Origin of the sequence: Streptomyces olindensis (assembly GCF_040645895.1) — a bacterium.
GTDB classification, from domain to species: Bacteria; Actinomycetota; Actinomycetes; order Streptomycetales; family Streptomycetaceae; genus Streptomyces; species Streptomyces olindensis.
In genome coordinates this window covers 25,126-43,322 of sequence record NZ_JBEYZD010000054.1, presented here as the reverse complement: position 1 = coordinate 43,322, position 18,197 = coordinate 25,126, and the positions used below count along the sequence as shown (strand labels likewise).

Genomic DNA, 18,197 nt, shown 5'->3' with positions numbered 1-18,197 from the left:
GGACGGGCGGTGACCGGCAGCGGCCCCCGGGCAGCGGCGGCCGAGGGTCCGCGCGGCGGCACGGCCGGCGAGTCCGTCGTGGTGATCGTCGACGGCTACGGCACGGCCCGCCACCTGCCCGGCCTGTTCGCCGAGCGCGGCCACGCCTGCGTGCACGTGCACAGCGGCCGGGAGGTGCCGGAGCACCTCCTGGCCCGCTTCCGTCCGGAGGCCTACCGCGAGCTGATCGCGGGGGACGGGGGCCCGAGCCGGATCCTGCCCGCCGTCGCCGCTCACCGGCCCGTGGCGGTGGTGGCCGGGAGCCCCGGCGCCACCGGTGTCGCCGACGCCCTCGCGCAGGCGCTCCGCCTGCGCGGCAACGACACGCTGCTCGGGGACGTCCGCCGGGACCGCTACCGGACCGCGGAAGCGCTGCGGACGGCCGGGCTGCGCACGGTGCGTCAACTCCTGATCCGCGACCTCGCCGGGCTGCTCGCCTGGTACGCCGGGGTCGGCGGCCGGGTCACCCTGGAGACCCTCGGGGGGACCGGCTCCCGCCCCGCCCCGCGCATCCGGTGCGAGGACGAACGCGACCTCGTCGCGGCGTTCCGCGGTCTCGTCGGCGCGGTGGCCGAGCCGGCCACGCCGGCCGCGGCCCTGCTGGCCCGGGAGTGTCCGCCGCGCGACAGGTACCACGTGAACACCGTCAGCCTCGACGGCACGCACCACGTGTGCGACATCTGGCACGTGCGCCCGCCGGACCGGGACGCGGCCCCGGCGCTGTCCCGCGGTGTCCTGCTGCCCCGGCGCGGACCGGAGCAGGACGCGCTCGTCCTGCACGCGCTGGCCGCCCTCGACATCCTCGGCCTGCGCCACGGACCGGCCCACACCGAGCTGGCACTCACGCCCGACGGACCGTGCGTGCTGACGGTCGGTGCCCACCTGTCGGGCGAGGACCTGCCCCTGCTGGTGGCGGGGGCCGTCGGCAGCGGTCAGCTGGAGTGGACCGTGGACGCCTCCGTGGCACCCCAGCGCTTCTTCCGGCGGGCCGCCCGCGACTACCGGAGGACAAGGTCGGCGGCCTTCGTCCGCGCGGACGAAGGCCCCGCGCGCCCACCGGTGAGAATGTCGGGGTGCTCCAGCAACTCTTCAGTCCGTCCGTCCAGCACACGCTCGACCTGATCGGCATCTTCGTCTTCGCGATCTCCGGCGCCCTGCTGGCCGTGCGCAAGAACTTCGACGTCTTCGGCATCGCCGTCCTCGCCGAGGTCACCGCGCTGGGCGGCGGGCTCTTCCGCGACCTGGTCATCGGGGCCGTACCGCCCGCCGCCTTCACGGACCTGGGGTACTTCCTCACCCCGCTGCTCGCCACGCTCCTCGTCTTCTTCCTGCATCCGCAGGTCGAGCGCATCCAGGTCGCCGTGAACGTCTTCGACGCGGCCGGCCTCGGCCTGTTCTGCGTCGCCGGCACGATCAAGGCGTACGAGTACGGGCTCGGCCTGACCGCCTCCGCCGGCCTGGGACTGACCACCGCGGTCGGCGGCGGCGTGCTGCGGGACGTCCTCGCCAACGAGGTGCCCTCCCTGCTGCGCTGGGACCGCGACCTGTACGCGGTCCCGGCGATCGTCGGCTCCGCCCTGGTCGCCCTGTGCATCCGCTACGACGCCCTGAACCCGCTCACCAGCGCGCTCGCGGTGATCACCGCCTTCGTACTGCGCCTGCTCGCGATGCGGTACCACTGGCGAGCTCCGCGGGCCTGGCACCGGCGGTCGACGGTGAGCGAGGAGGAACAGCCCGTGCTGCCGTGACGGGACGCACGCCCATCTCCTGCGTCAGCCACTCGAACGCGGGGACCACCTGCGGCCGCCACAGCGCCATGGTGTGCCCGCCCGCGCTCCTCGGGATGTACACCACGTGCACGGTCGTCGGCGCCTTCGCGGCCTGCTCCAGGGCGACGGCCGCCTCGTAGCCGTCGTGCGGCTGGCCGGAGAGGTAGAGCGCGATCCGCGGCGGGACGGTCGCCCCGCGCAGCAGCAGGTAGGGGTTGTTCTCGGCGCGCAGGGTGGGGTTCTGCGCGGCCAGCGAGTCGCGTTCGCCGATCGGATCGTTGTAGCCGGACAGGCTGACGGCGGCCCGGTAGCGGTCGGGGTGGGCGACGGCCAGCTTGGCCGCGCAGTGCGCCCCGGCCGAGTAGCCGGCCACCGCCCAGCCCCGCGGGGCGGGCTGGGCGCGGAAGTTGTCCGTCACCATCTTCGGCACGTCGACGCTCAGCCAGGTGTCGGCGTTGACCGTGCCCGGGATGTTGGCGCAGCCCGTGTCCACCCCGGCCAGGAGGTTGGTGCGGGGCGCGACCAGGATGAAGGGGGCGACCCGGCCGTCCCGCATCAGCGGCTCCAGCTGCTCGTGCGCGTGCAGCGAGCCGAACCAGGCCTTCGCCGAGCCGGGGTAGCCGGGCAGGAGTTCCACGACCGGGAACCGGTGGTGCCGGTAGGCCGGTTCGTGGTACTGCGGCGGCAGCCAGACGTAGACCTCGGCGTTCACTCCCGACACCCGGCCCCTGACCTGGGTGACCCGCACCCCGCCGGCCGCGCGCATCCCCGGCCCGGCGGCGGGCTGGAAGGTCTGGCGCACCTTGGGCAGCCGCTTGAGCGCGATCCCGCCGGTGCCGTCGGCGCCCAGGTCGGCGGCCTGCTGCACATGGTCGCCGGTGCCGAGCAGGTCGGCCCAGTTGTCGTACAGGCTGTTGGCGTTGTTGACCAGCGTGAACACCAGGGCCACGGCGGTTCCCTGCGCGAACAGCAGCATCAGCGCCCGGGCCGCGCCCCGCAGGACCCGGGGCCCGCGGACCCGCGACCAGAGGAACAGCGGCAGGACGAGGGCGACGACGGACAGCACGATCAGCGTGCAGAGGAACGGTGTCCCGGTGAGGCTCATGCCCCTACAGAGGCGGGAACGAGCCCGAGGGTTTACGGACGAGTCGGATACTTACCGAGAAGTTGCCGGTGTCTCACCAAGGCGGGACTCCTGCGAATCCTGAAAAGCTACCGCTTAGTAGTTAGTTCTTGTACTGTTCAGCCATGCCTGAAGCAGCCACCGCCCCGGCCGTCCGGGCCACGATCGGCGACAGCGAGTTCGACCGCGACACCGCGCTCACCCGCCGTGCGCCCGGCGTCTACGACATCGCCCTCTCCGCCGGCTGGACGATCATCAGCGCCGTCAACGGCGGCTACCTGCTGGCGGTCCTGGGCCGCGCCCTCGCGGACACCCTGCCGCACAGCGACCCCTTCACCGTCTCGGCGCACTACCTGACCGCCTCCCAGCCGGGCCCCGCGGTCGTCCGCACGGAGGTGGTCCGCACCGGCCGCACCCTGTCGACCGGCCAGGCCTCCCTCTTCCAGTACGACGACGAGGGCCGCGAGGTCGAACGCATCCGCGTCCTCGCCTCCTACGGCGACCTGGACGCCCTGCCCGACGACGTCCGGACGGCGGCCCGGCCGCCCGCGATCCCGCCGATCGAGCACTGCTTCGGCCCCGAGGACGGTCCCGCCCCCGTCGACGGCAGCTCGGCGATCACCGAGCGGCTGATGCTGAAGCTCGACCCGTCGACCCTCGGCTGGGCCCTCGGGCAGCCGTCCGGCAAGGGCGAGATGCGGGCCTGGTTCGGTCTCAAGGACGGCCGCGACCCCGACCCGCTCTCCCTGCTGCTGGCGGTCGACGCCCTGCCGCCCACCGCCTTCGAACTCGGGCTGAAGGGCTGGGTGCCCACCGTCGAGCTGACCGTGCACGTCCGCTGCCGCCCGGCGCCGGGCCCGCTGCGCGTGGCGATCACCACCCGCAACCTCGCCGGCGGTTTCCTGGAGGAGGACGCCGAGGTGTGGGACGGCGCCGACCGGCTGGTGGCGCAGTCCCGGCAGTTGGCGCGGGTCCGGCTGGGCTGAACTTTGCCCGGCTGACAGGTCGGTCACAGGGCGGCCCGAGGAGAGTCCTGAACGGCGTTGGTCGAATGCCTGCCTCAGGACTTCCTCATCTTCCCTGGAGTGGTTCCTCATGAAGCGTGCGCGTCTCCTCCCGGCCGTGACCCTGCTGGCGCTGTCGCCGCTGGCCCTCGTGGCCTGCGGCTCGGGCGACTCCTCGTCGTCCTCGGGCAGCGGGGGCGGGTCCGGGCAGCAGCAGACCTGCCAGGCGCCGTCGGGGAGGCCGAGCGGTGTGCCGTCCGGGGCTCCGTCGGGTGCGCCTTCAGGTGCGCCCTCGGGGGCCGCTGCCGGGGGCGCCAAGCCGACCGGCACACCCTCCGGGATGCCCTCGGGCATGCCTAGCGGGGGGCCCGGCGGCGGGCAGGGCGGCAGCCCGGGCGGTGGCCAGGGGGCCGGGGCCGGCGGCTGCGGCGCTCCCGCCGGTGGCGGGCAGAGCCAGGCGAACTGAGCGCGAGAAGGAAACGAGCCGTCCCCCGGCGCCCCCCGGCGTCATGACAGGGGCGGCGCGTCCGTCGACGGGCGCGCCGCCCCTGTGGCGTCCTCGGGTGCGGCTCAGTCCAGCCAGTGGTGGCGGCCGAGGCCGATCAGCCGCATCTGACGGGTCGCCACCCGGGCGACCTCCCGCTGCCGCTCCTCGCGCCCCTCCTCCGGCCCCTCCAGCGCCTCCAGGAAGAGCGACGCCGTGATGAGCATCTGGTCCACGTAGAGGTGGGCGAGCATCAGCAGGTCGTCCTCGGTCCACCCCTCGGACTCCGGGTCCTTGGCCAGCTCGTCCTTCACCTCCCGGGCGAACCGGGACAGTTGCTCCCGTATGGCCTCGCGCACCGGCTGGACTCCGCCATGCCGTTCCCGGGCGATGAACCGGACATGGGCGGGGTACCCGTCGACGTGACGGGCGATCAACTCGATGGCGCGCGTGATGCGTTCCCCCTGGTCGCCCGTCCCGGACACCGTCGTCCGGATCATCGGGTGCAGGCTGCCCAGCGCCTCCTCGACCAGGGCCACGCCCAGATCCGCCGTGGAGCGGAAGTGCCGGTAGAAGGCGGTCGGGGCGACACCGACGGCGCGGGTGACCTCGCGCAGCCCGAGGCTGCTCAGGCTCTGCTCCTCCAGCAGCCCCAGGGCCGCGTCCAGGAGTGCCTGCCGGGTCTTCTGCTTCTGGGCCTGCCGGATGCCGAGGGTGTGACTCATACCATGCAGTTAACAACTGTTCTCTGGAATTGAAAAGTCATGGGAGCCGCTAGACTGGGAAGTCAGTGAACAACTGTAACCACAACCGTTCACCGAAACTCTGGGGGCTGTTTCCCATGCTGTTCATCGTCGCCGCGCTCCTGCTGCTGGGTGTCGTCCTGGGCACCGTCGCCCACGCGCCGCTCACCTTCTCCCTCGCCGCGGGCGCCGTCATCGCCGTCTGGCTCGGCATCTTCGCGGTCCGCGAGCGCGGCCGCCGGCGCCACACGCAGGCCCACTGACACCGTCCGCCACCCCTTCGAACCGACTTCGGGAGTCGATCACCATGCAGCTCACCGCCCCGGCCTCGCGCCGCACCGGCATCCGTGACACCGACGGCATGGCCGTCGCGTCCTTCATCCTCGGCCTGCTCGGCCTGCTCGTCCTCAACCTCTTCCTCGGCCCGATCGCCATCGTGCTGGCGAGTGTCGCCCTCTGGCGCGGCACCGAGCGTCGCGGCCGCGCCTGGCTCGGCCTGGGCCTGGGCGTCGCCGACCTGCTGGTCCTGGTGGCCTTCATGGAAGCCGACAGCACGGTCTCGTGGAGCTTCTGAGCCGCCGTCGGACCACCTCCGACCGCCACGCAGCGGCCGGGCCCGGGGACGACGGGCCGCCGCCGCGGGAAAGCGGTCCGCCTTCGGCCAACCTTGATCTGAGGCCCGGACAAGGGGAGCCGTAGAATCGGGCTCACCATGGCTTACCTCGACCACGCCGCGACCACCCCGATGCTCCCGGAGGCGGCAGAGGCGCTCACCGCCCACCTGGGTGCCACCGGCAACGCCTCCTCCCTCCACGCATCCGGCAGGCAGGCCCGCCGCACCGTCGAGGAGGCCCGCGAGACCCTCGCCGACGCCCTCGGCGCCCGCCCCAGCGAGGTCGTCTTCACCTCGGGCGGCACGGAGGCCGACAACCTCGCCGTCAAGGGCCTTTACTGGTCACGCCGCGACGCCGACCCGGCCCGCACCCGCGTCCTCGCCAGCCCCGTCGAGCACCACGCGGTCCTCGACGCCGTGCACTGGCTCGGCGAACACGAGGGCGCCACCGTCGAGTACCTGCCGGTCGACGCCCACGGCCGCGTCCACCCGGACGCCCTGCGCGAGGCGATCGCCCGCGACCCCGGCGACGTGGCCCTCGCCACCGTCATGTGGGCGAACAACGAGATCGGGACGATCCTGCCGATCCGCGAACTGGCCGAAGCCGCCGCGGAGTTCGGTGTCCCGCTGCACTCGGACGCGGTCCAGGCCTTCGGTCAGGTCCCCGTGGACTTCGCCGCCTCCGGCCTCGCCGCGATGACCGTGTCGGGCCACAAGATCGGCGGCCCCTACGGCATCGGCGCCCTGATCCTCGGCCGCGAGCACGCCCCCGTCCCCGTGCTGCACGGCGGCGGCCAGGAGCGGCACGTGCGCTCCGGCACCCTCGACGTCCCCGCCATCGCCTCCTTCGCCGTCGCCGGGCGGCTGGCCGCCGAGCAGCGCGAGTGGTTCGCCCGCGAGATCGGCGCCCTGCGCGACAGCCTGATCACCGCGGTCCGGTCGGCCGTCCCGGACGCGATCCTCGGCGGCGACCCCGACCCGGAGGGCCGCCTCCCGGCCAACGCGCACTTCACGTTCCCCGGCTGCGAGGGCGATTCGCTGCTGCTCCTCCTCGACGCCCAGGGCATCGAGTGCTCCACCGGCTCCGCCTGCACCGCCGGCGTCGCCCAGCCCAGCCACGTCCTCCTCGCCACCGGCACCGACCCCGACCTGGCCCGCGGCACCCTCCGCTTCTCCCTCGGCCACACCTCCACCGAAGCCGACGTCGAGGCCCTCGCGAAGGCCATCGGCCCGGCGGTGGAACGGGCGCGGGCGGCGGGGCTGACGTAACGCCGGCCGGGCCGGATCAGGCCCGCGTCGTACGCGCCTCACGCACCAGCCGCATGTACTTGTCCCAGTCCCAGTGCGGCCCCGGGTCGGTGTGGTCCGTGCCCGGGACCTCCACGTGACCGATGATGTGCTCGCGGTCGACGGGTATGCCGTAGCGCGCGCAGATCCGGGCCGTGAGACGGGCCGAGGCCTCGTACATCTCGTCCGTGAGGTCCTGCGGGCGGTCCACGAAGCCCTCGTGCTCGATGCCGACACTGCGCTCGTTGTAGTCGCGGTTGCCCGCGTGGTAGGCCACGTCCAGCTCGCGGATCATCTGCGCGACGTGCCCGTCCTGGCGGACGATGTAGTGCGTGGCCGCCTTGTGCCCCGGGTCCTGGAAGGCCTTCACCGCGCTGTCGAAGCTGCCCTGCGTGACATGGACGATCACCATGTCTATGCCGAAGTCGTCGGGCCGGTCCGCCCGCCGCCAGTTCGCGTCCGACGCCGCCACCCAGCGCGCGCCCACGTAGTCGACCTCGCCCTCCTTGCGCGGCTTCTCCACGCCGGGAGTCCGCCACCACAGGCGCGCGAGCTCGTCCCGGGCCAGCACGGCCGAGCCCGCCGCTGCCGCCGCCCCACCGATCAGCAACGCCCGGCGCCCGACCTTCCGGTCGCCGTCCTTCGGAGCCTTCCGCTGTCCCATGTGATCGTCAACGGATACTCGCGGGCCGTGGTTCCCGCGCCCCCTTACCCTGGAGGGGTTATGACTGAAACCCCGCAGCGCCCCCGCCCCCTCCGCGTCCTGGCCGCCATGTCCGGCGGCGTCGACTCCGCCGTCGCCGCCGCCCGCGCGGCCGAGGCGGGCCACGACGTGACCGGCGTCCACCTCGCGCTCTCCGCCAACCCCCAATCCTTCCGGACGGGCGCGCGGGGCTGCTGCACCATCGAGGACTCGCGCGACGCCCGCCGCGCCGCCGACGTCATCGGCATCCCCTTCTACGTGTGGGACCTCGCCGACCGCTTCCGCGAGGACGTCGTAGAGGACTTCGTCGCCGAGTACGAGGCCGGCCGCACCCCCAACCCCTGCCTGCGCTGCAACGAGAAGATCAAGTTCGCCGCCCTCCTCGACAAGGCCCTCGCCCTCGGCTTCGACGCGGTCTGCACGGGCCACTACGCCAAGGTGATCGTCCGCGAGGACGGCACCCGCGAGCTGCACCGCGCCTCCGACATGGCCAAGGACCAGTCGTACGTCCTCGGCGTGCTGGACGACCGTCAGCTCGCCCACGCCCTGTTCCCGCTCGGCGACACGGTCACCACCAAGGACGAGATCCGCGCCGAGGCCGAGCGCAGGGGCCTGGCGGTCGCCAAGAAGCCCGACTCGCACGACATCTGCTTCATCGCCGACGGCGACACCCAGGGCTTCCTGGCCCAGCGGCTGGGCAAGGCCGAGGGCGACATCGTCGACGAGTCCGGCAACAAGCTGGGCACCCACGAGGGCGCGTACGGCTTCACGATCGGCCAGCGCAAGGGACTGCGCATCGGCACGCCCGCCGCCGACGGCAAGCCCCGCTACGTCCTCGACATCTCCCCGGTGAACAACACGGTGACGGTCGGCCCGGCCGACGCCCTCGACGTCACCGGGCTGCGGGCGATCAAGCCGCGCTGGTGCGGCGCCGCCCCCAGCGGCCCCGGCACGTACACGGCCCAGCTGCGCGCCCACGGCGGCGAGACCGAGGTGACCGCCGAACTCGTCGACGGCACCCTGGAGGTCACCTTCACCGAGCCGGTCCGCGGCGTCGCCCCCGGCCAGGCGATCGTGCTGTACGACGGCACGCGCGTGGTGGGCTCGGCGACGATCGCCTCGACGCAGCGGGCGACGGCCGGCGTGGCCTGACCCGGCGGGCACCCGGGCACGCGCGCGTAGGGCCTGAACCGGAGGACACCGGCAGGCCCCCACGCGCGCGTGCCCCACGCCCGACCTCAGCTCTCCGCGGATCGCTCGGCCTCGGCCTTGCGCGAACCGCTCCGCCTCAGCCCTGCGCGAAGAACTCCGTCAGCACCGGCGCCAGCACATTCGGCTCCACCATGTGCGTCTGCCCCTGGAGCGTGCGGTACGAGCCGTCGGGGACGCAGTCCGCGATCGCCCGGGCCGCCTCGCGCAGCCAGGCCGGGCTCGCGTCGCCCGCGACCGCCAGGGTGGGGACGCCGACCGCACCCAGCCGCTCCCGGGGGACCCGGCCGTCGCGCATCACGGCGTCGTCGTGGGCGAGGCTCGGGGCGATCGCCTCCATGCCCGCCCACATGGGGGACTGGCGGGCGCCCTGGATCACGCCCTCGGCCAGGCCGGTCAGCCGCAGGAACAGCTCCACCGCGTCCCCGCGCCGCCCCTCACCGAGCGCCTCCGTCAGGCGCCGGGTGTACTCCGCGCGCTCCCGGGCGCCCTCCTCGGACATCGCGAACGGCGTCTCGTACACCGCCACGCGCCGCACCGGCAGCCCGCTCGCCGCCGCCTCCAGGGCGAGCGCCCCGCCCGACGAGATGCCGTACAGGAACGCCTCGCCGCCCACCGCCTCGATCACCGCCGCCAGGTCCTCGACCTCGCGCTCCACCGCGTACGGCGCCGTGTCCCCGCTGGCCCCGCGGCCCCGGCGGTCGTACACGACGGCCTGGAAACGCTCCGACAGCGACACGGCCAGCGGCGCCAGGGTGCCGCCCGTCGACATCGCACCGCTCACCAGGACGACCGCGGGCCCCCGGCCGGTGCTCTCGTAGGCGATGCGGGTGCCGTCGCGCGAAAGGATCTTCTTGTCCATGCCTGTTGAGACTGCCGCACGGCACGGTGTTCATCGGTGAGGCGGGCCGTGCGTCAGCCGATCACGTGACGTCCACCTCGTAGAAGCACAGGTGGTCCTTGATCTCGGCGACGTCCGGCTTCGTGTCCGGATACGCCCAGACGAGGTCCGCCGCGTCCGGCAGCGACCAGTAGGACGCGGTGCCCTTGAACGGGCAGTACGTGTGCGTGGCGGACGGCGTCAGCAGGTCGAGCCGTACGTCCTCGGCCGGGATGTAGTACCGCGGCGGGCAGCCGGTCTCGCGCAGGACCAGCGGCCGGTCGCTCTCCGCCAGGACCTGTTCGCCGCGCACCACGCGCACGTGCCGGCTGCTCCGTTCGATGGTGATGCGGTGTCCTGCTGTCACGATCGCCCCTCCTTGGGTAGCCGACTCCACCGGTACAGCGCACGCTGGAGCGGAGTTCTTCCCTCGCCGCAGGAGGCCACCATGCGCGCCACGGAGCCGGCCGGAAACCGCAGCAGCCTGGCCCACCAGGTGCGGTACGCCCTGCGCCACCCGGAGCGGGTGCCCGCGCACGCCCGGCGCGCGGTGCGGGACGCCTGGCTGCGGCTGCGCTACCGCGACCACATCGCGTACTACCGGGCCGTCATGGCCTCGGACGCGTCCCGCAGCGCGGAGGCGGCGGTGGGGCACAACCCCTCGCGCGAGTCCTGGACGCGCATCGGCCGCATGCAGTTCGACTACCTGGTGGGACACGGCCTCCAGCCGCACCACCGCATGCTGGACATCGGCTGCGGCAACCTGCGCGCCGGCCGGCTGTTCATCGACCACCTCGACGCCGGCCACTACTACGGCATCGACATCTCGCCGCACATCCTGCTCGCCGCCCAGGACACCCTCGTGGCCGAGAAGCTCCAGTCCAAACTGCCCTACCTGGCACTCGCCGACGACCTCACCTTCGCCTTCCTGCCCGACGCGCACTTCGACGTCGTGCACGCGCACAGCGTCTTCTCGCACTCGCCGCTGCACGTCATCGAGGAGTGCTTCGCGCACGTCGGCCGGATCCTCGCGCCGGGCGGGTTCTTCGACTTCACGTTCGACCGCACCGAGGGTGAGGAGCACCACGTGCTCCGCGAGGACTTCTACTACCGGACGCGCACCCTGACCGAACTCGCCGCGAAGCACGGCCTGGACGCCCGGTTCATGGACGACTGGGAACGCCTCCCGCACCGGCAGTCCAAAATGCGGGTCACGGTCACGGCGGACCGGGCCCGTACGGTGGGCCCATGAACATCTGTGTCTTCCTCTCCGCCGCCGACCTCGACGAGCGCTACACCCGTCCCGCACGGGAGTTCGCCAAGCTGCTGGGCAAGGGCGGCCACACGCTCGTGTGGGGCGGTTCCGACGTCGGCCTCATGAAGGTGGTTGCCGACGGGGTGCAGGAGGCGGGCGGCCGGCTCGTCGGCGTCTCCGTGCAGTTCCTCTCGGCCAAGGCCCGCCCGGGCGTCGACGAGATGGTGGTCGCCAAGGACCTCGCCGAGCGCAAGAGGCTCCTCCTGGAGAAGGCCGACGCCGTGGTGATCATGGTCGGCGGCACGGGCACGCTCGACGAGGCGACCGAGATCCTGGAGCTGAAGAAGCACGGGCACACCGACAAGCCGGTGGTCCTGCTCAACACCGCGGGCTTCTACGACGGACTGAAGGAACAGTTCCGCCGCATGGAGGACGAGGGCTTCCTGCCCCGCCCGCTCACCGACCTGGTGTTCTTCGCGGAGGAGCCGGTCGGGGCGCTGGCCTACCTGGAGGAGAGCCGGGGCATCGAGTGACCCGGCCCTGATGCGAGCATGGCGGGCATGGCTACTCATGTGATCACCGGAGCCGGTTCCGGCATCGGCGCGGCCGTGGCCCGCCGCCTGCACGCGCGCGGGGACGACCTCGTGCTGCACGCGCGCGACGCGGGCCGGGCGAAGGAGCTGGCGGCGGAGTTCCCGGGCGCGCGGACACTGGTCGGCGACCTGGCGGACCCCGACAAGCTCTCCTGGGCCTTCTCCCACCAGTCGCTGCCCGACCGGGTGGACTCGCTGCTGCACATCGCCGGCGTCGTCGACCTCGGTCCGGTCGGCGAGCTCACCCCGAAGACCTGGCGCCACCAGCTCAACGTCAACCTCGTCGCCCCCGCCGAGCTGACCCGCCACTTCCTGCCGCAGCTGCGCGCCGCCCGGGGCCACGTGGTCTTCGTCAACTCCGGCGCCGGCCTCAACGCCCACGCCGACTGGTCCGCCTACGCCGCGTCCAAGCACGGTCTGAAGGCCCTCGCCGACTCCCTGCGCCACGAGGAGCACGGCAACGGGGTCCGGGTCACCTCGGTCTACCCCGGCCGCACGGCCAGCCCCATGCAGGCCAAGGTGCACCGGCAGGAGGGCAAGGAGTACGACGCCGCGCGGTGGATCGACCCCGAGTCGGTCGCCACGACGATCCTCATGGCCCTCGACCTGCCGAGGGACGCGGAGGTCAACGACCTGACGGTACGACCGGGGAACTGAGCCCGGGAAGCGCTGCGTAGGCTTCTCCGGTGAGCGAAAACAGCCAGTTCAGGTTCGGCGCCGCCACCGGCGTGGGCTCCCTGCCGGGAGGCGACGCCCGGGAGGCCGCCAAGACCGTCACCGGGACCTTCGAGGACTTCCCCTTCCTGCCCGAACTGCCCGCCCGCGGTCCCGGCGCGGATATGATCGGCCGGACCGCCGGGATGCTCGTCGAGCTGTACGCGCGCGTGGAGCCCAGCGGCTGGCGGCTCGGCGACCGGCCGGGGCGGGACACCAAGCGGGCCCGCTCCTGGCTCGGCGAGGACCTCGACGCGCTGGAGGAGTTCACGCAGGAGTACGAAGGGCCGCTGAAGGTCCAGGCCGTCGGTCCCTGGACCCTCGCGGCCAACCTGGAGCTGCGCAACGGCGAGGCCGCCCTCTCCGACGCCGGGGCCTGCCGCGACCTGGCCGCGTCCCTCGCCGAGGGACTGCGCCAGCACCTCGCCGAGGTGCGGCGGCGTATCCCGGGCGCCCGGCTCGTCCTCCAGCTCGACGAGCCCTCCCTCACCGCCGTGCTGCGCGGCCGGGTGAAGACCGCCAGCGGCTACCGCACCCACCGGGCCGTCGACCGGCAGATCGTCGAGCAGACGCTGCGCGATCTCGTCGGGACGCACGCCGGCGGCCCCGTCGTCGTCCACTCCTGCGCCCCCGACGTCCCGTTCGCCCTGCTCCGCCGGGCGGGCGCGGCGGCCGTCTCGTTCGACTTCTCCCTGCTCACCGAGCGTGACGACGAGGCGATCGGCGAGGCGGTGGAGGGCGGCACCCGGCTCTTCGCCGGTGTCATCCCGTCCGCGGAGGGCCCATTGTCAGACCCTGCCGGTAGCGTCATGGGTGTCAGGACGCTGTGGCGCAGGCTGGGGCTGTCACCGGGGCTTCTCGCGGAGGCGGTCACGCTCACCCCGGCGTGCGGACTCGCGGGGGTCTCCCCGGGGTACGCGCGCCAGGCCCTCGCCCACTGCGTCCGGGCGGCGAGATCCCTCGCGGACAACCCAGAGTAACGGGAGGACGACACGGTGGCCGGCGACAAGCAAGCGGAGACGACGACGGTGCCCGCCGAGGCACGGGAGAAGCACGCGCGCCTCGCGGAGCAGATCGAGGAGCACCGCTTCCGCTACTACGTGAAGGACGCTCCCGTCGTCAGCGACGCGGAGTTCGACCAGCTGCTGCGTTCCCTGGAGGCGCTGGAGGAGGAGCACCCGGAGCTGCGCACGCCGGACTCGCCGACCCAGAAGGTCGCCGGGTCCTACGAGACGGAGTTCACGGCGGTCGCCCACCGCGAGCGCATGCTCTCGCTGGACAACACGTTCAACGACGAGGAGATGGCCGCCTGGACGGAGCGCATCGCCCGCGAACTGGGCGAGCAGGACTACCACTTCCTGTGCGAGCTGAAGGTCGACGGCCTCGCCGTGAACCTCACCTACGAGCACGGCCGCCTCACCCGCGCGGCGACCCGCGGCGACGGCCGCACCGGCGAGGACATCACGCCGAACGTGCGGACCATCGCGGAGATCCCCGACCGCCTCAAGGGCGACAAGGTCCCCGACCTCGTGGAGATCCGCGGCGAGGTCTACTTCCCGATGGAGAAGTTCCAGGAGCTCAACGCCCGCCTGGTGGAGGCCGGCGACAAGCCCTTCGCCAACCCGCGCAACGCGGCGGCCGGTTCCCTGCGCCAGAAGGACCCGCGCGTCACGGCCACGCGCCCCCTGCACATGGTGGTCCACGGCATCGGCGCCCTGGAGGGCTTCAAGGGCCTGACCCGCCTCTCCCAGGCGTACGACCTGCTGAAGACGTGGGGCCTGCCGACCTCACGGCACAACAAGGTGGTCGAGGGACTGGAAGGCGTCCGGGAGTTCATCGCCCACTTCGGCGAGAACCGCCACTCCGTGGAGCACGAGATCGACGGCGTGGTCGTCAAGCTCGACGAGATCCCCCTCCAGGGCCGTCTCGGCTCCACCTCCCGCGCCCCGCGCTGGGCGATCGCGTACAAGTACGCGCCGGAGGAGGTCAACACCAAGCTCGTCAACATCCGCGTAGGCGTCGGCCGCACGGGCCGGGTCACGCCGTACGCCCAGGTCGAGCCGGTCACGGTCGCCGGCTCCGAGGTCGAGTTCGCCACGCTGCACAACCAGGACGTGGTCAAGGCCAAGGGCGTCCTCATCGGCGACACGGTCGTGCTGCGCAAGGCCGGTGACGTCATCCCGGAGATCCTCGGGCCCGTCGCCGACCTGCGCGACGGCACCGAGCGGGAGTTCGTGATGCCCGCCGAGTGCCCCGAGTGCGGTACGGCGCTCCGGCCGATGAAGGAGGGCGACGTCGACCTGCGCTGCCCCAACGCCCGCACCTGCCCGGCCCAGTTGCGCGAGCGCCTGTTCTACCTCGCGGGCCGCAAGGCGCTCGACATCGAGCACTTCGGGTACGTCGCCGCCGCCGCCCTCACCGCCCCACTCGAGCCGAAGACCCCGCCGCTGGTCGACGAGGGCGACCTGTTCGACCTCACCATCGAACAGCTGCTGCCCATCAAGGCCTACGTCCTCGACCCGGACAGCGGCCTGCCCAAGCGCGACCCCAAGACCGGCGAGGAGAAGGTCGCCACGATCTTCGCGAACCAGGAGGGCAACCCCCGAAAGAACGCGCTCGCCATGCTGGAGAACATCGCGGCGGCCAAGCAGCGCCCCCTCGCCCGCGTCATCACCAGCCTGTCGATCCGTCACGTCGGGCCGGTCGCGGCCGAGGCGCTGGCCCGCGAGTTCCGCTCGATCGAGCGCATCGACCAGGCCACGGAGGAGGAGCTGGCGGTCACCGAGGGGGTCGGGCCGACCATCGCCGCCTCGCTCAAGCAGTGGTTCGCCGAGGACTGGCACCGCGAAATCATCCGTAAGTGGAAGGCCGCGGGCGTCCGCATGGAGGAGGAGAGCACCGGCGAGGACGAGGGGCCGCGCCCGCTCGAGAACCTCACGGTCGTCGTCACCGGCACCCTCGAGAACTTCACGCGCGACGGCGCCAAGGAGGCCCTGCAGAGCCGCGGAGCGAAGGTGACCGGCTCTGTTTCCAAGAAGACGTCGTTCGTCGTCGTGGGTGACAACCCCGGATCGAAATACGACAAGGCGATGCAGCTGAAGGTGCCCGTCCTGAACGAGGAGGGCTTCGGCGTCCTGCTGGAACAGGGACCGGAAGCGGCGGCCGAAGTCGCCCTTTCGTCCGAGGAGTAGCGGTTGAAGGCCACCCGTTCGGCGCATACCAGATGCATACGGGTGGCCGGGGCGCATTCGGGCAACCGTCGGCGACCGCTGCCCGTGGAAGCCTTCTGCGGCCTACTGTTGAGATGTGCGCCTGCCGTGCCCAGCTGCGGTCGGGGCATCTTCGCGCTCGGGCAGGGCGCGGGGAAGGGTTTTCCAGCGCGGGCCGCCCAAGGGTTGTCGGGCACCGGGCCGCGGGCGTGGGCACCGCCGGCTGTGAGAGGGACGGGAATGGAACCGACCGAGAGCGCCGTGCCGGGCTCACGGCTGCGCCTGCGCCGCATGGCGGTCGCATGGCGCGCAGTCCGTGGGGCCGGTCGGCCGGCGGGGCGTCCGGGCGCGGAGGCGCGCGCCGTCGGACAGTACACCGCGGACGGACGCGCCGCCGGGGGGCGCGCCGCGCAGCCCGTCACCGAGCACACCCCCGGCCTGGCCGGCGAGGACGCGGAGACGGAACGGCACCTGTCCTGGCCCGCGCTGCCCGCGGCGGTCGTCGCGGCGGCCGGATTCGTCCTGGGCGCCGGCTTCTACCGCGCCTTCACCGGCGACCACGCGCTCTTCCCGTCGGGCACGGCCGGCTGGGCGCTGGCCGTGCTGACCGGCATCATCGTCGGCCACCTCGTCATGCTGGGCCGCTCCCGCTGGTGGGGCGGCACCGGCTCGGGCGCCGCCCTCACCCTCGCCGTGCTGCTGCTCTACGGCTGGGTCCCGGCCGGCATGGTCAGCCTCACGGTCGTCGTGCTCGTCGGCATAGCCCGCCGCAACCGCTGGCGCCAGGGCGTGCTGCACGGATCGGTCGACCTCCTCGGCATCGGCGCCGGCGCCCTCGTGCTCGGCGTCTTCGGGACCGTGCCGTCCGTCGAGTCCCCCGCGGAGCCCGGCGCCTGGACGCTCGGCACGGCCCCCGAGGTGGCCCTGGTCGCCGCCGCCTACCTGTCGGTCACGCGCGTCCTGCTGTGGTACCTGCACGCCCCCCGCCCCGGCCTGCCCACCGTCGCCCGCACCGCCCTGGTCAGACAGGGCCTGGTCGCGGTCGCGCTGCTCGGGATCGCGCCGCTGGTGTGCGTGGTGGCCGTGGCCAAGCCGATCCTGCTGCCGCTGTTCTCCATCCCCCTCATCGCCCTGGACTCCACCCTGTGGATAGCCCGGGCCCGGGCGGAGGAGCAGCTGCGCGACCCGCTGACCGGGCTCCCCAACCGGCAGTGGCTGCTGGAGCGCATCTGGACCGCGCTGGACGACGCGGAGCGCATCGACGCCCGCGCCGCCCTGATGCTGATCGACCTGGACCGGTTCCGCTCGGTCAACGACACCCTCGGACACCTGGCCGGTGACCGGCTGCTGCTGCAGATCGCCGACCGGCTGCGGGTGGCGCTCCCGCGCGGGGCGGAGGCCGCCCGGCTCGGCGGGGACGAGTTCGCCGTCTTACTGCCGGTCGCCGACTCCACGACGTCCGCGACCCGGGTCGCCCGCAACCTGGTCTCCGCGCTCAGCTCCCCGCTCGACCTCGACGGCCTCACACTGGTCCTGGAGGCCAGCGCCGGAGTCGCCGTCTTCCCCGACCACGCCCTGGACGCCGAAGGGCTGCTGCGGCGGGCCGACGTGGCGATGTACCAGGCCAAGCGGGACCGCACGGGGGTGGAGGTGTACGAGTCCAAGCGCGACTCCAACACCCCGGACCGGCTCGGTCTGCTCGGCGATCTGCGCCGCGCCCTCGACGCCCACGAAGTGCATCTGCACTACCAGCCCAAGGTCCGCTTCGACGGACAGGTCGCCGGCCTGGAGGCCCTGGTCCGCTGGGTGCACCCCGAGCGGGGCAAGGTGCCGCCGGACGAGTTCATAGCGATCGCCGAGTCCTCGGGCCTGATGCCCCACCTCACCGAGTACGTCCTGGAGACCGCGCTCGGCCAGGTGGCCCGCTGGCGCGCCCAGGGCCTGTTCGTGCCGGTCGCGGTGAACGTCTCGCCGCGCGATGTGCACACCCCCGGCTTCGCCGGTTCGGTCGCCGCCCGGCTGGCCCGGCACGGCGTGCCCGCGGGAGCGCTCCAACTGGAGATAACGGAACACGTCCTGCTGGAGGACCCGCAGCGCGCCGCCGACACCCTCAACGGGCTGACCGGGCACGGCGTGAAGATGTCCCTGGACGACTTCGGCACGGGCTACTCCTCGCTCGTGCACCTGCGCCGGCTCCCGGTCAGCGAGCTGAAGATCGACCGTTCGTTCGTGGCCCGGCTGGCGGTCGACACCGAGGACGCGGAGATCGTGCGCTGCACGGTCGACCTGGCACACTCCCTCGGCCTGCTCGTCGTCGCCGAGGGCGTCGAGGACGACGAGACCTGGGAGCGCCTGCGCGACCTCGGCTGCGACGCCGTGCAGGGCTGGCTGGTCGCCGCGGCCATGCCGCCCGACGAGACCACGGCCTGGCTCCGCGCCCGCGGCTCCCGCGGCTGGCAGCGCCCCCGGGCCGCCCTGCCGGCGGCCGCGGCGGACGACTCGGGCCGGGTCGGCTAGTCACCGGCACGGCCGGCCGGTCACCGGCACCTGACGCGCCCTGGCGGGGCCGGGG

19 protein-coding genes are annotated in these 18,197 nt (G+C 73.1%); 14 read left to right on the top strand and 5 right to left on the bottom strand.

Features of this window, described 5'->3' with window-relative positions; all coding sequences use genetic code 11:
* Window positions 1–9 precede the first annotated feature (9 nt).
* Together ABZ948_RS29135 and ABZ948_RS29130 are read left to right on the top strand one after the other, a co-directional pair.
* Window positions 10–1,161, top strand: coding sequence for a biotin carboxylase (locus tag ABZ948_RS29135; RefSeq protein WP_359764404.1), 1,152 nt, complete (start codon window positions 10–12; stop codon window positions 1,159–1,161).
* Window positions 1,113–1,787: a trimeric intracellular cation channel family protein gene (locus ABZ948_RS29130; RefSeq protein WP_359764402.1), complete on the top strand. Its 675-nt coding sequence runs from the start codon at window positions 1,113–1,115 to the stop codon at window positions 1,785–1,787. The genes ABZ948_RS29135 and ABZ948_RS29130 overlap by 49 nt, the downstream gene beginning before the upstream one ends.
* On the opposite strand, the gene ABZ948_RS29125 is transcribed toward ABZ948_RS29130, so the two are convergent.
* Window positions 1,678–2,913 carry an alpha/beta hydrolase gene (locus ABZ948_RS29125; protein ID WP_359764400.1) on the bottom strand — a complete coding sequence of 412 codons (1,236 nt, stop codon included), beginning with the start codon at window positions 2,911–2,913 and terminating at the stop codon, window positions 1,678–1,680. The genes ABZ948_RS29130 and ABZ948_RS29125 overlap by 110 nt on opposite strands.
* A 143-nt stretch (window positions 2,914–3,056) precedes the next feature.
* On the opposite strand from ABZ948_RS29125, the gene ABZ948_RS29120 reads away from it, so the two are divergent.
* Both ABZ948_RS29120 and ABZ948_RS29115 read left to right on the top strand, forming a co-directional pair.
* Window positions 3,057–3,917: a thioesterase family protein gene (locus ABZ948_RS29120; RefSeq protein WP_359764398.1), complete on the top strand. Its 861-nt coding sequence runs from the start codon at window positions 3,057–3,059 to the stop codon at window positions 3,915–3,917.
* Window positions 3,918–4,026: 109 nt separating this feature from the next.
* Window positions 4,027–4,401 carry a hypothetical protein gene (locus tag ABZ948_RS29115; RefSeq protein ID WP_359764396.1) on the top strand — a complete coding sequence of 125 codons (375 nt, stop codon included), beginning with the start codon at window positions 4,027–4,029 and terminating at the stop codon, window positions 4,399–4,401.
* Between the two features lie 104 nt (window positions 4,402–4,505).
* Here ABZ948_RS29115 and ABZ948_RS29110 read toward each other — a convergent pair whose 3' ends face one another.
* Window positions 4,506–5,144 carry a TetR family transcriptional regulator gene (locus tag ABZ948_RS29110; RefSeq protein WP_359764394.1) on the bottom strand — a complete coding sequence of 213 codons (639 nt, stop codon included), beginning with the start codon at window positions 5,142–5,144 and terminating at the stop codon, window positions 4,506–4,508.
* 116 nt (window positions 5,145–5,260) lie between these two features.
* Between ABZ948_RS29110 and ABZ948_RS29105 the strand changes: the two genes are divergently transcribed.
* The 3 genes from ABZ948_RS29105 to ABZ948_RS29095 all read left to right on the top strand — a co-directional run bounded on the left by ABZ948_RS29105 (window position 5,261) and on the right by ABZ948_RS29095 (window position 7,044).
* Window positions 5,261–5,425: a hypothetical protein gene (locus ABZ948_RS29105; protein ID WP_107308391.1), complete on the top strand. Its 165-nt coding sequence runs from the start codon at window positions 5,261–5,263 to the stop codon at window positions 5,423–5,425.
* Between the two features lie 44 nt (window positions 5,426–5,469).
* Window positions 5,470–5,736: a DUF4190 domain-containing protein gene (locus ABZ948_RS29100; RefSeq protein ID WP_359764392.1), complete on the top strand. Its 267-nt coding sequence runs from the start codon at window positions 5,470–5,472 to the stop codon at window positions 5,734–5,736.
* A gap of 138 nt (window positions 5,737–5,874) precedes the next feature.
* Entirely contained in the window at window positions 5,875–7,044 is a 1,170-nt protein-coding gene (locus tag ABZ948_RS29095; protein WP_359764390.1) for a cysteine desulfurase family protein, read from the top strand.
* Window positions 7,045–7,060: 16 nt separating this feature from the next.
* Here ABZ948_RS29095 and ABZ948_RS29090 read toward each other — a convergent pair whose 3' ends face one another.
* Window positions 7,061–7,726: an N-acetylmuramoyl-L-alanine amidase gene (locus tag ABZ948_RS29090; RefSeq protein ID WP_359764388.1), complete on the bottom strand. Its 666-nt coding sequence runs from the start codon at window positions 7,724–7,726 to the stop codon at window positions 7,061–7,063.
* A gap of 60 nt (window positions 7,727–7,786) precedes the next feature.
* On the opposite strand from ABZ948_RS29090, the gene mnmA reads away from it, so the two are divergent.
* The gene (gene mnmA / locus ABZ948_RS29085; RefSeq protein ID WP_359764386.1) at window positions 7,787–8,917 is read left to right on the top strand and encodes a tRNA 2-thiouridine(34) synthase MnmA; all 1,131 of its coding nucleotides are present in this window, start codon (window positions 7,787–7,789) and stop codon (window positions 8,915–8,917) included.
* A 136-nt stretch (window positions 8,918–9,053) separates the two neighbouring features.
* On the opposite strand, the gene ABZ948_RS29080 is transcribed toward mnmA, so the two are convergent.
* Window positions 9,054–9,836 carry an alpha/beta fold hydrolase gene (locus ABZ948_RS29080; RefSeq protein ID WP_359764384.1) on the bottom strand — a complete coding sequence of 261 codons (783 nt, stop codon included), beginning with the start codon at window positions 9,834–9,836 and terminating at the stop codon, window positions 9,054–9,056.
* 61 nt (window positions 9,837–9,897) lie between these two features.
* A complete protein-coding gene (locus tag ABZ948_RS29075) occupies window positions 9,898–10,221 on the bottom strand; it encodes a DUF427 domain-containing protein (RefSeq protein ID WP_359764382.1) in 324 nt (107 codons plus the stop codon).
* Window positions 10,222–10,302: 81 nt separating this feature from the next.
* Here ABZ948_RS29075 and ABZ948_RS29070 point away from each other — a divergent pair, with 81 nt between their 5' ends.
* The 6 genes from ABZ948_RS29070 (at window position 10,303) to ABZ948_RS29045 (ending at window position 18,142) form a co-directional block, all read left to right on the top strand.
* Window positions 10,303–11,106: a class I SAM-dependent DNA methyltransferase gene (locus ABZ948_RS29070; RefSeq protein ID WP_359764380.1), complete on the top strand. Its 804-nt coding sequence runs from the start codon at window positions 10,303–10,305 to the stop codon at window positions 11,104–11,106.
* Complete coding sequence (locus ABZ948_RS29065; protein WP_359764378.1) at window positions 11,103–11,642, top strand: LOG family protein; 540 nt, start codon at window positions 11,103–11,105, stop codon at window positions 11,640–11,642. Before ABZ948_RS29070 ends, ABZ948_RS29065 begins: the two co-directional genes overlap by 4 nt.
* A gap of 27 nt (window positions 11,643–11,669) precedes the next feature.
* The gene (locus ABZ948_RS29060) at window positions 11,670–12,359 is read left to right on the top strand and encodes an SDR family oxidoreductase (RefSeq protein WP_359764376.1); all 690 of its coding nucleotides are present in this window, start codon (window positions 11,670–11,672) and stop codon (window positions 12,357–12,359) included.
* A gap of 29 nt (window positions 12,360–12,388) precedes the next feature.
* Window positions 12,389–13,396, top strand: coding sequence for a methionine synthase (locus ABZ948_RS29055; protein WP_359764374.1), 1,008 nt, complete (start codon window positions 12,389–12,391; stop codon window positions 13,394–13,396).
* 15 nt (window positions 13,397–13,411) lie between these two features.
* A complete protein-coding gene (gene ligA / locus ABZ948_RS29050) occupies window positions 13,412–15,607 on the top strand; it encodes an NAD-dependent DNA ligase LigA (protein ID WP_359764372.1) in 2,196 nt (731 codons plus the stop codon).
* Between the two features lie 258 nt (window positions 15,608–15,865).
* Window positions 15,866–18,142, top strand: coding sequence for a putative bifunctional diguanylate cyclase/phosphodiesterase (locus tag ABZ948_RS29045; protein ID WP_359764370.1), 2,277 nt, complete (start codon window positions 15,866–15,868; stop codon window positions 18,140–18,142).
* Window positions 18,143–18,197: the final 55 nt, after the last annotated feature.

What these genes read in the sequence shown, in the direction of transcription:
- ABZ948_RS29125 (WP_359764400.1), bottom strand. Translation starts at nt 2,913, where the DNA reads ATGAGCCTCACCGGGACACCGTTCCTCTGCACGCTGATCGTGCTGTCC.
- ABZ948_RS29120 (WP_359764398.1), top strand. Translation starts at nt 3,057, where the DNA reads ATGCCTGAAGCAGCCACCGCCCCGGCCGTCCGGGCCACGATCGGCGAC.
- ABZ948_RS29115 (WP_359764396.1), top strand. Translation starts at nt 4,027, where the DNA reads ATGAAGCGTGCGCGTCTCCTCCCGGCCGTGACCCTGCTGGCGCTGTCG.
- ABZ948_RS29110 (WP_359764394.1), bottom strand. Translation starts at nt 5,144, where the DNA reads ATGAGTCACACCCTCGGCATCCGGCAGGCCCAGAAGCAGAAGACCCGG.
- ABZ948_RS29105 (WP_107308391.1), top strand. Translation starts at nt 5,261, where the DNA reads ATGCTGTTCATCGTCGCCGCGCTCCTGCTGCTGGGTGTCGTCCTGGGC.
- ABZ948_RS29100 (WP_359764392.1), top strand. Translation starts at nt 5,470, where the DNA reads ATGCAGCTCACCGCCCCGGCCTCGCGCCGCACCGGCATCCGTGACACC.
- ABZ948_RS29095 (WP_359764390.1), top strand. Translation starts at nt 5,875, where the DNA reads ATGGCTTACCTCGACCACGCCGCGACCACCCCGATGCTCCCGGAGGCG.
- ABZ948_RS29090 (WP_359764388.1), bottom strand. Translation starts at nt 7,726, where the DNA reads ATGGGACAGCGGAAGGCTCCGAAGGACGGCGACCGGAAGGTCGGGCGC.
- mnmA (WP_359764386.1), top strand. Translation starts at nt 7,787, where the DNA reads ATGACTGAAACCCCGCAGCGCCCCCGCCCCCTCCGCGTCCTGGCCGCC.
- ABZ948_RS29080 (WP_359764384.1), bottom strand. Translation starts at nt 9,836, where the DNA reads ATGGACAAGAAGATCCTTTCGCGCGACGGCACCCGCATCGCCTACGAG.
- ABZ948_RS29070 (WP_359764380.1), top strand. Translation starts at nt 10,303, where the DNA reads ATGCGCGCCACGGAGCCGGCCGGAAACCGCAGCAGCCTGGCCCACCAG.
- ABZ948_RS29065 (WP_359764378.1), top strand. Translation starts at nt 11,103, where the DNA reads ATGAACATCTGTGTCTTCCTCTCCGCCGCCGACCTCGACGAGCGCTAC.
- ABZ948_RS29060 (WP_359764376.1), top strand. Translation starts at nt 11,670, where the DNA reads ATGGCTACTCATGTGATCACCGGAGCCGGTTCCGGCATCGGCGCGGCC.
- ABZ948_RS29045 (WP_359764370.1), top strand. Translation starts at nt 15,866, where the DNA reads ATGGAACCGACCGAGAGCGCCGTGCCGGGCTCACGGCTGCGCCTGCGC.